The following is a 10,492-nucleotide window of genomic DNA, read 5'->3' as shown; positions in this document are numbered from 1 at the left end:
GGATAGAACCATTCATTGATTCTATTTGATTTTTGGTTATAAATAGACCTATTCCTTTTGCATCTTTATGCTTATGGAAAGTTTTATACATGCCAAAAATTTTATCGCCATGTTTATTTAAATCTATACCTTGACCATTATCAGTGAAGGAAATTAAAATTTTATCCTTCTTAATTTTAGATTTTATTTTAATAACGGGTGTTCTTTTGGGTGAACTATATTTTAAGGCATTGGTAAGAATATTTAAGAATATACTTTCTAAGTATGCAGGTACGGCACTAACGAAATGAGTTTTTGAAATATTAATTTCTAAACTTGCATTTTGTTCTTCAAGTAAACCGTTTATGCTTTTGGCAATATGATTGACAGTAGTAAGAATGCTAATACTTTGTAACTTTTCAAGAGCGCCGGTTTTAACTTGAACTACGTCGTTTAAATGTGTTATTGTTTCAGATAAGCTTTCTGCGGCACTGGTTATCATTTTGTTTAAGTTTTTAATCTCATCTTCATCTTCTTCCTCGTTTAAAAATTTAGTAAGCATTGTCATATTTGTAGAATGCGATCGAAGATTGTGTGAAACGATATGGGCGAAATTGGTAAGGCTCTCATTCTGGCTTTTGGTAACCTCTACTAATGCCTCTAATTTTTTCTGCGATTCAATTCTTTTAGTAATATCTAGAAATTGAGTTATTGCATGGCTTACATTGCCGTTGACGTCTTTTACAGGAGTTGCTCCAATAATGGCATGAACAATATTACCGTTTTTATGAAAGTATCTTTTTTGAAATTGTAAATTTTCATTTGCGCGTTCAATAACTTTGTCCTTAAAAGAAAGGCTATCTATTAAATCATCTGGATGCGTAATATCAATAGTTTTCATTTTTAGGAGGTCATCTTCAGAATAACCTAAACTATTGCATAAGCTTTTATTTACTTTTAGCCATTTAAGATTTGGACTCACTAGTGCCATGCCAATTGCTGAATGTTCAAAGGTTTCGGCAAATGATTTGGTGCTTTGTGCTAACTTAATTTCGGTGCTACGTAGCGCTGTAATATCCCAGTTTGCCCCGGTCATTTTAATGGCGTTACCATTAATATCTTTAATAGTTTTAGATAGCCCTTTTATGTGTTTAATTTTTCCATTTTGATGAATTATTCTAAATTCTTCATCGAAATCTTTGATACCCTTAATGGCATTATTAGTTGCTTCTAAGGCTCTTTCTATGTCATTTGGGTGTATTGTAGATGACCAAGCTTCAAAAGCGCCTGAAAATTGATTTTTATCTACATTGAATATTCTGTACATTTCATTGTCCCACTCCAATTCATTTTCAATGAGATCGTAATTCCAAGTTCCAATTTGTGCGGTTTGTGTGGTAATTTTTAAACGTTCAGAGATTTCTTGATGGGCTAATTCAATTTTTTTTCGCTCATCAATATCTTGAAATGTACCTATAAGCCTAACTGTTTTGCCATCGAGTATTTCAACTTCACCTTTGGCGCTTACCCATAATTCATTTCCTTTAGCAGTGATAATTATGAGCTCGGTATCAAAGGGTTTTCCTTCGGCAATTGCATTGCTGACTAGGTAGGTGATTTTATCTCGGTGAACTCCTTCCTTATAAAAATTTATTCCCTCTTCTAAATTCGGAACAAAATCTTGATCTACTTCGTGAATGTCTTTGGTTGTTTTTGTCCAATTTACAGTATGATTCAGTAAATCTAATTCCCAGCATCCGATTCTAGCAACTTCTTCTGCTTTATGTAGTAATTCTATTTCTTTTTGTTCAGCAGTAATATCATCTAAAAATATGATAGCTCCGTTAAAACCGTGATGCTCTATTTTAGAAGGTATAATTTTCCATTTCAACCATTGCACAGTACCATCTGGCAAGATAAATTTTTGCCCAGTATTAATATGTTCTTTTCCTTCTATACCAAGGTTTACGGCATTCTTAAAAAAGTTGGGGGTTTCTATTATGTTGTCAAATAAATTTTTATTGACGTTATCGGTTTTACTTAAACTAAATTTTTCTTGCCACTGGTTAGAATAACTAATAAAGTTTAACTTAGTATCGACGATAGCAATCGCATTGGGGGACTTTTTTAAAAGAAAGTCAACGGCTAATGTTTTCAAAAGTTATTGATTTAAAATTAAAGGTACGTATTTCCTTTAAAGTAAGAAAAAATAGTTAGTCGGTAAGAAAATACGTCTTGTCAGTTTCTATTGTTTTAAAAAGATATTTAAATTTCCAATACTATGAACGAGTTTTTTTTTAAAGTAATTAGAGAAGGTAGTTTTAACGAGGTGAAGTCAATGTTAGAGAAAAATCCTGTGCTTGTAAATAGTAAAGATGTCAGAGGTTCTACTCCATTAATTTTGGCTACTTATTATGATGAAAAGGAAATTGCAATTTTACTGCTTGAACATGGAGCAAAGATTGATGCGGTAGATGCGTCTGGAAACACAGCGTTAATGGGTGTTTGTTTTAAAGGATATACTGATATAGCCAAGTTGTTGATTGAGAATAAGGCGAAGCTTGATGAACGAAATGCAATGGGCGCAACCTGCCTAATATATGCTGCGCAATTTAACCGTTTAGAGATTGCAAAATTGTTAATTGCGAACGGTGCAGATAAAACAATTAAGGATAATAGGGGCAACAGTGCATTGGATCATGCCAAAACGCAGGGTTTAAGTGCTTTTATTGATATGTTAGAATAGAGAAATGAAAGAGAGTCTAAATAACAGTCTTAAGATTGCCTTGATTCAATCTACTTTACATTGGGAAAACCCATTGGCTAATAGAGAAATGTTCGCTAATAAAATTGAACGAATTGGCGAATCTGTAGATATTATTGTTTTGCCGGAAATGTTTACGACAGGCTTTACAATGTCCCCTAGTAATATTGACAAAAATGAAGGGTTGATTACCCTGGCTTGGATGAAAAAAATGGCATCTACTCATAATAGCGCTATTGTAGGTAGTATTGTATTTCATGAAGATGGCAAGTATTACAATAGGCTCTTTTTTGTGGAACCAACCGGTGACTGCCAAAGTTATGATAAGCGTCATACATTCACCTTGGCAGGTGAAGATAGAGAATATACCGCAGGTACAGATAGGTTAATATTGCTTTATAAAGGTTTTTCTATATGTCCTTTAGTGTGTTATGATCTTCGTTTTCCTGTATGGAGTAGAAATACAGAAAATTTTGACGTATTAATGTATATGGCAAATTGGCCAACACCAAGAGTTAATGCTTGGGATGCTCTTTTAAAAGCAAGGGCTATTGAGAATATGGTATATTGCATTGGGGTAAATCGTATAGGTGAAGATGAGGTTGGACATAAATATCCTGGGCACTCAAGTGTATATGATCCTTTAGGAAAGTTAGTAGTACTTTCTGAAAAAGAAGAAACATCAATAGTTGAAGTTTTTAAAAACGAAATTGATGTTGTTAGAGATAAACTCCGTTTTTTAGATGATAGTGATGAGTTTAGTCTATTAAATTAAATGCTTCTATTTTTTCCCAATTAGCTCGTAATTCAATCAAATTTGGGTAGTAACTAATTTTTTCGGGTTGTTTTTTATCTAGAAAACTACCAGTATCCCATTTGCCGTTTCCATTCGTGTCAAAAATAACACGTGCTTGGTATTTGCCAGGGTCTAGATTATCAAAGACATATGATTGCGATTCTGTAGAATAGATTTCACGTTGTAAATCGCCCTTTTCATTGGTTAACTGAACAATTATAGGATATACAATATTACTGCCATTTACATTTAAAGTAAGATTACCATAATCCGCTAGACTTTTAGTTTTAAATGAATAAGCTACTGAGTCATTAGAAGTTTCAAAAAAATCTGTTATTGCACCTGGTATTAATTCCATTCTATAGCTTTGGTCCGGGTCAATTTTAAAATCAAAATTCAATGAATTTTCTAAAGTATCAAGGTTTATCTTGTAAGCTATTTCAACAGAGTCCTTATCCATTAATTTAATTTTGGTACTGTCATAGCTTACTAGTGGTGTATTGCTTAAAAGGTTGATGGGCTTATCCATTTCTATATTTCCATTTTGACTCATAGAAATTTTCAACGAGTCAAACCCAACTTTCCTATTCTTCACTTTAAATGTGTCTTGAATTTTTAAGTTTTCGTTGGTAATTGTAAATAAAAGGGAATCCATTTGGTAAGGTGTAAACCAAAAATTCAATGTATCCTTTTCTCTTTCTTTTGTAATCTTTGTTTTAACACTATCAGGTATTTGGGTTAAAGTTTCAATTTTAATACTGTCACCTTTACCGTAATATCCAAAACTTATTCTATTGCTTGCTTCCATGCTGGGCACAGCTACACCGTAATCTTGTACTTCTTTGAAAAGATTTAAAAGGTAAATTGAATCTGTTGGTAAGCTAATAGTATCTTCTACAAATCCTATTTTATCTGTTTTCTGATCAAATAAATTATTACTAGAGGCATCTTTAATACCGAATAGGGCGTATTTGCCTTCTTTTAAATTTTTAAGCTTAAATATTACTGCACTATCTAGTGTATTTGTAATATAGCTAGGTGGTCGTTTGTAAATTGTAGAATCATTATAACTACTGTCAATTTTATAAAGCATTACGCTTATAAAATCATCTGCTTTTTTGTTGAAAGCATCTTTTACGATTCCTGTAAGCTCTAGTGAGTCAATATAATCACCGGTGGAGAAAACATAGGTAAAAAAAGAATTAGGATTTTCCTCGTTATTATCAACAATACCTTGACCAAAATTAAAAGTGTAAGTTGTATTAGGCACTAAGGTGTCTTTAATGGTAATTTCTACATATTTATTGGCATTGCCAATAGGGGAAAGTACTGGAGAATTTTTTAAAGGAGGAGAAACGATAAGTTGTTTTTGTATATCATTTAACTTCACCAATTCATTAAAATATAATCTAATTCTCTGTCCTTTAAAATTAGTTGTTAAATTGGGTGGCTCAGCTCTTATTAATTCTGGTGGAGTAATATCTTTAGGTCCACCTGTAGGTGTGCCTCTTTGCGCGCACTGGTAAGAAACCAATACAATGATAAAAATAAATATTAAACCTAGAATTTTTCTGCCCATTAATGTATTTATCGACCGCAAAGTAACAACATATTTTACAGAAATCTAATTCTAAGGAACAACGGTCATGCTAGAAATATAAATCTCTATACCTTCAATATCTTTGAAAGTGTTGGCGCAAATTTCCATAGTAGCGCCTGTAGTGATTACATCGTCTACCAAAAGTATGGTTTTGTTGGCTAGTATTTCTCCATTTTTGATTTCGTACAAAGATCTATTGTCGTACCATCTACTTAGTCTATTTTTCTTGGTTTGCGTTTTTGTATTAGCGGTTTTTACTAAAATTTCATCATTGTAATCTGCGTTAATATGCAAAGCAATTTGTTTCGCAAAAAGCGCTACCTGGTTATAACCTCTTTTTTTAAGTTTTTTTCGATGTAAAGGAACTGGAATTACAAAATCAATGTTTGGTAAATGAGCTTGCTCTTTTATTATTTGACCATGCCAATCTCCTAGAAACTGTCCAATACCTTCTTGGTTCTTGTATTTTAAAAAATGTATTAAGTTTTTTACAATTCCAATTTCGGTAAAGAATAAGAATGAATTTGCTTTTTTTATGTTAATTCGACCATAAAAAATACGGTCAACTGCATTTTCAGCGTTAAAGGTATACTCGGTAAGTGGTAATTGATGTCGGCAAGATGTACAGAGAAGCACCTCTCCTCTATATAATCGTGCATTACATCCAAAACATGATATGGGTAACAGTATGTTGGTAACATCCTTTAGTATATTTGAAATCCTGTTTTTCATCAAATTTTACAGATTAAACAACCTACAGCCCGCTTTTTAAATGGACAGTCAAGATAATAAATTCAATTATAAAATAATACTAGCAGCATTTGTTGCGGTTCTTTTAGCCTTGTTAATTGCGTTCTACTATAGTTATGCCCAGTCAAATGCTCAAATAGACTTTTTGGAGCAAGAGAAAGAGATTTTGGTAAGAGATTTGACAATTATGAAAGCTGATGTAGACCGGTTATCTGCAAAAAGCGAAATGAACGAAATTGAACTACAAGATTCTAAATATAAAGTGCAAGAACTCTTAGATTCTGTAGGACGTTTGAATTTTACGGTTCAAAAGTTAAGAGAGTTCAAGACAGAGTTACGCAGACTAGAATCTAAGAATGATAGCTTACTTTTAAAGAACAACTTCTTACGTTATAACAATATGTTACTTACGGATAAATATGACGAATCTCGTAAGCAAATTGAAAATCTAAGGGCAAATAGTAATTCTTTGGCCGAAGCAGAAGCTTTACAAAGAAGAAAAATCCTAGAGCTTAATAAGAAATTAAAAACGAAAAGCTATTTGAAGATGGCTAATGCTGAGGGTAGTGGTTTTAGGTTAATTCGGGGTACAAAGCCTACTAAAACAAATAAAGCCTCAATAATTGAAAAACTTAGAGGTTGTGTTACTGTTTTGGCAGATGAAAGCGAGACTAATAGAGAAAAAGTAATTTATTTACAATTTTTGGATCCCAACAAACAAATTGTTGAAGATAATGCGAATACCATTACTGTAAACGGTAATATTTATAGCAAAAGGGTAGCGTTTGTTTTTACTGGGCTAGACCAGTTTTTGTGCGAGTCTATTACCATACCGGAAGGTTCATTAATGGAAGGTAATTATACATTAAATGTGTTTGAAGATGAGCGATTGATTACTTCTTCTGAATTTGAATTAAAATAATTATTATTTTTTTAGGGTATTGTTCTATTTTTGCCAAATGGCAAAGCAAGAAGATGATTTTAAGCGTGTAATTTCACACGCAAAGGAATACGGGTATGTATTTCAATCTAGTGAAATTTATGATGGTTTAAGTGCTATTTATGATTACGGTCAAAATGGTGTTGAATTAAAAAAGAATATAAGAGACTATTGGTGGAAGGCCATGGTACAGCTCAATGATAATATTGTTGGGTTAGATGCAGCAATTTTTATGCATCCGTTAACGTGGAAAGCTTCTGGGCATATAGATGCATTTAATGATCCGTTAATAGATAATAAAGACTCAAAAAAAAGATACAGGGCAGATGTTTTAGTAGAAGACTATGTTGCTAAAATTGATGCTAAGATTGAGAAAGAGGTAAAAAAAGCAGCTAAGCGTTTTGGCGATGCTTTTGATAAAGAACAGTTTCTACAGACTAACCAACGTGTAGTTGATTATCAAGAACAGGGTAAAACAATTTTAAATAGGTTGGGTAAATCTTTACAGAATGAAGATTTAGCCGATGTTAAAGCGTTAATCGAAGAATTGGATATTGCATGCCCAATGTCTGGCTCTAAGAACTGGACAGATGTAAAGCAGTTCAATTTAATGTTCGGTACTAAATTAGGTGCTAATGCTGAAAGTGCAATGGATCTATATCTTAGACCAGAAACTGCACAAGGTATTTTTGTAAACTTCTTGAATGTACAGAAATCTGGTCGTATGAAGCTTCCTTTTGGTATAGCACAGACCGGTAAAGCATTTAGAAATGAAATTGTTGCAAGACAGTTCATTTTTAGAATGCGTGAGTTTGAGCAGATGGAGATGCAATTCTTTATTCAACCAGGCACACAAAAAGAATGGTATGAGGTTTGGAAAGAGAAAAGAATGAAATGGCACTTATCTTTAGGTCTAGGTCAAGATAACTACCGTTTTCATGACCATGAGAAGCTTGCGCACTATGCAGATGCTGCATCGGATATTGAATTTCGTTTTCCATTTGGATTTAAAGAATTGGAGGGAATTCATTCCCGTACAGATTTTGATTTAAGTAGCCATGAAAAATTTTCCGGTAAGAAGCTACAGTATTTTGATCACGAGGTGAACAAAAACTATGTTCCTTACGTTTTAGAAACTTCTATTGGTTTGGATAGAATGTTCTTGGCGGTATTCTCTAACTCACTTAGAGAAGAAGAATTGGAGAATAATACAACAAGAACAGTACTTAAGCTTCCGGCTGTTCTAGCTCCTGTAAAAGCTGCTATTTTACCATTGCTTAAAAAGGATGGTTTGCCAGAAATAGCACACAAAATTATAGATGATCTCAAATGGGACTTTAATGTAATTTATGATGAGAAAGATGCTGTAGGTAGACGTTATAGAAGGCAAGATGCTAATGGTACACCTTTCTGTATTACTGTAGATCATCAAACTTTAGAAGATAGCACAGTTACAATTAGACATAGAGATTCTATGGAACAGGAACGTGTTGCTATATCGGCATTGAACGGTATCATTCATGATGCGGTCGATATGAAAACATGGTTGAAGAAAATGGAATAGATTAAAGAGTGTAATTCAATTTTACACTGCCATAATAGTTGATGTTGTTCCCAGGGTAGAAATACCTTGGGGCACTTCCTCCAAACCCCGTAGCGTTTATTAAAACGGACTGTGCGTACTTGGTATCGGTTAGGTTATTGATGCCGAAATTTAAACCTACACGTATTTTTTCTGTAATTTGTTTTGTATAACCTGCTTTAATATTTAATAAATTGAAGGAGTCATTATAAAGAGAATTCGCATCTGTCAAAGGTATTTCATCTACAAATTGATGGGTAATGTTTACAGATAGCCCATTTCCAAAATTAGTTTGAATCCCTGAATTTATTTTGTTTTTTGGCACACCTGTTAAAGCATTTTCAGAATAGTCTTCATCAGCTTCCTCGTCTATAAAGTCAACAAATTTATGATTGCTGTAGGTATAGCTTATAAAAGGTGAAACCGTTATTTTATTGGATATATTAATACGGTAGCTCCAATCTAGATCTACACCTTGATGTTTAGTTTTACCGGCATTACGTCCAATATATTGGTTGTCTCCAATACGTTTGGCAACTAGTAGGTTTTTAATAGGCATGATGTAAGCAGCGATTTCTAACTTTAGTCTATTGTCTTTACTTCGATGCTCAATGCCAATCTCATAGTTTGTACCTGTCTCTTGAGCAATATCTGGATTAATGATACCTTCAGGAGTAAGTGTTTCTTCTAAACTAGGGTTTGAAAATCCGCGGCTAATATTCGCGAAAATTTGGTTTGTTGGCGTAATTGTATAGTTAATATCTAAGCTTGGTAGAAAAAGGGTGTTAAAATCTCTGTTGGCACTTGTATTGTTTTCGCCTGTATTCAAAAGATCTCTAAAATCATATTGAGTTTTATTGATGTTTAGACCCAATTGTGCAGTCAACTTAGGGGTAAAGGAATATGCTGCTGTGACAAAACCGTTAATTTGACTTCTAAATTCTTTGTTCTTAGATAATCTACCGCCTTGTAAACTTCCATTACCATTGTTTTCTTGATAAAGATTTTCAAATGTTCCCCAAGAATATTCATCTTTATAAAGTTCGCCGCCAAAGGTGTAAGTAAGTATATTTTCAGAAATACCTACATTACCGGAAAACAATGTTCTAATACCGTAGCCATTTGTATATTCATCTAAAATATTGAACGGTGCAGGTTCATAATGGTCTAAATAGGTATAAAATAAACTAGTAGTATTTTTTAATTTTGAATTTGCGTAATAGGTGTGGGAAAGACCAATAAGACTATAGTTGTTGTCTTCATAACCTTTTGCAGATTTCCAGGTAAACGCAGCTTGTGTTGGATCTTCATCAAAGTCTTCTTGGCTAATTGAACTAGCTATTTGAGCAGAGTAATCAATGTGGTTAACCAATAGTCCAACTTCACTTTTCTCTGAAAGTTTAAATATGGTGTTTAAAAGAAATCCGTCACGCTCAAATCTGTTATTTTCGCGATAACCGTCTATTTCCATATGGCCGTATTGAAAGGTCATATAAAAATCTTCTTGTGAGTGTGTAAATCCTAGACTGTTTTTGAATAATCCGTAAGAACCTATGGTAGTATTATTGGTGAATTTCGTAGGTTGCTCGCTTTTTTGATTTGTATTTAAAATAATTGCCCCGCCTAAATTAGTTCCAAATCCGGTTCCCTTAGGTCCTTTAATTACTTCAATTGAGGTAAGATTTTCTAAATCAAAAGCTTCAATGGTAGAAGAGCCTGTTCCGTTAGTAATAGGAATGTTATTGTAATAAAGTCTTAATTTGTCGGTGCCATATAAAGTTCTGGAACCTACTCCTCTTATTGTTATTCTATTCGTATTTAAAGATCCTGATAATGCATAAAGTCCAGAGACTTGATTAATGGAACTTATAAAGTCAACAGGACTATAATTTGCGAAAGTAGTAGCTCCAATAGTTTGTGAAGGTATAATGCCAATAGCATTTTTTGCTGTTAGCGTATCTACGACAATAACTTCGTTCAATTGGGTAACACTATCTTTTTTAATAGTGTTTTGAGCAAAAAAGTTTAAGGTAAATAATACAAATAGTAATGAGGGAAATAATTTTTTCATAGGAGATTAA

At 33.1% G+C, this 10,492-nt stretch carries 8 protein-coding genes; 4 read left to right on the top strand and 4 right to left on the bottom strand.

From position 1 onward, the window contains the following. A partial coding sequence (locus tag ABJI11_RS02385) for a PAS domain S-box protein (protein ID WP_348349075.1) occupies window positions 1-2,137 on the bottom strand: 2,137 nt, incomplete at its 3' end. A gap of 123 nt (window positions 2,138-2,260) precedes the next feature. Here ABJI11_RS02385 and ABJI11_RS02380 point away from each other — a divergent pair. Next, window positions 2,261-2,725, top strand: a complete 465-nt coding sequence (locus ABJI11_RS02380) for an ankyrin repeat domain-containing protein (protein WP_348349073.1) — start codon at window positions 2,261-2,263, stop codon at window positions 2,723-2,725. A 4-nt stretch (window positions 2,726-2,729) separates the two neighbouring features. Continuing rightward, a complete protein-coding gene (locus tag ABJI11_RS02375) occupies window positions 2,730-3,518 on the top strand; it encodes a nitrilase family protein (RefSeq protein WP_348349071.1) in 789 nt (262 codons plus the stop codon). Here ABJI11_RS02375 and ABJI11_RS02370 read toward each other — a convergent pair. Both ABJI11_RS02370 and ABJI11_RS02365 read right to left on the bottom strand, forming a co-directional pair. Next, entirely contained in the window at window positions 3,502-5,118 is a 1,617-nt protein-coding gene (locus tag ABJI11_RS02370; protein ID WP_348349069.1) for an Ig-like domain-containing protein, read from the bottom strand. The genes ABJI11_RS02375 and ABJI11_RS02370 overlap by 17 nt on opposite strands. 51 nt (window positions 5,119-5,169) lie before the next feature. Beyond that, window positions 5,170-5,871 (bottom strand): phosphoribosyltransferase family protein, encoded by a 702-nt coding sequence (locus tag ABJI11_RS02365; protein WP_348349067.1) that lies wholly within the window; start codon window positions 5,869-5,871, stop codon window positions 5,170-5,172. A gap of 40 nt (window positions 5,872-5,911) precedes the next feature. Between ABJI11_RS02365 and ABJI11_RS02360 the strand changes: the two genes are divergently transcribed. Together ABJI11_RS02360 and ABJI11_RS02355 are read left to right on the top strand one after the other, a co-directional pair. Then, entirely contained in the window at window positions 5,912-6,811 is a 900-nt protein-coding gene (locus ABJI11_RS02360) for a hypothetical protein (protein ID WP_348349065.1), read from the top strand. Between the two features lie 37 nt (window positions 6,812-6,848). Beyond that, the gene (locus tag ABJI11_RS02355; RefSeq protein WP_348349063.1) at window positions 6,849-8,393 is read left to right on the top strand and encodes a glycine--tRNA ligase; all 1,545 of its coding nucleotides are present in this window, start codon (window positions 6,849-6,851) and stop codon (window positions 8,391-8,393) included. Window position 8,394: 1 nt separating this feature from the next. On the opposite strand, the gene ABJI11_RS02350 is transcribed toward ABJI11_RS02355, so the two are convergent. Next, on the bottom strand, window positions 8,395-10,482 hold the full coding sequence (locus ABJI11_RS02350; protein WP_348349061.1) for a TonB-dependent receptor: 2,088 nt from the start codon (window positions 10,480-10,482) through the stop codon (window positions 8,395-8,397). Between the last annotated feature and the right edge of the window lie 10 nt (window positions 10,483-10,492).

The sequence above is a fragment of the Maribacter sp. genome (genome assembly GCF_039968975.1).
In the GTDB taxonomy this organism is placed as follows: Bacteria; Bacteroidota; Bacteroidia; order Flavobacteriales; family Flavobacteriaceae; genus Maribacter.
The sequence above is the reverse complement of the archived record's forward strand: the minus strand, read 5'-3'. Positions and strand labels throughout refer to the sequence as shown.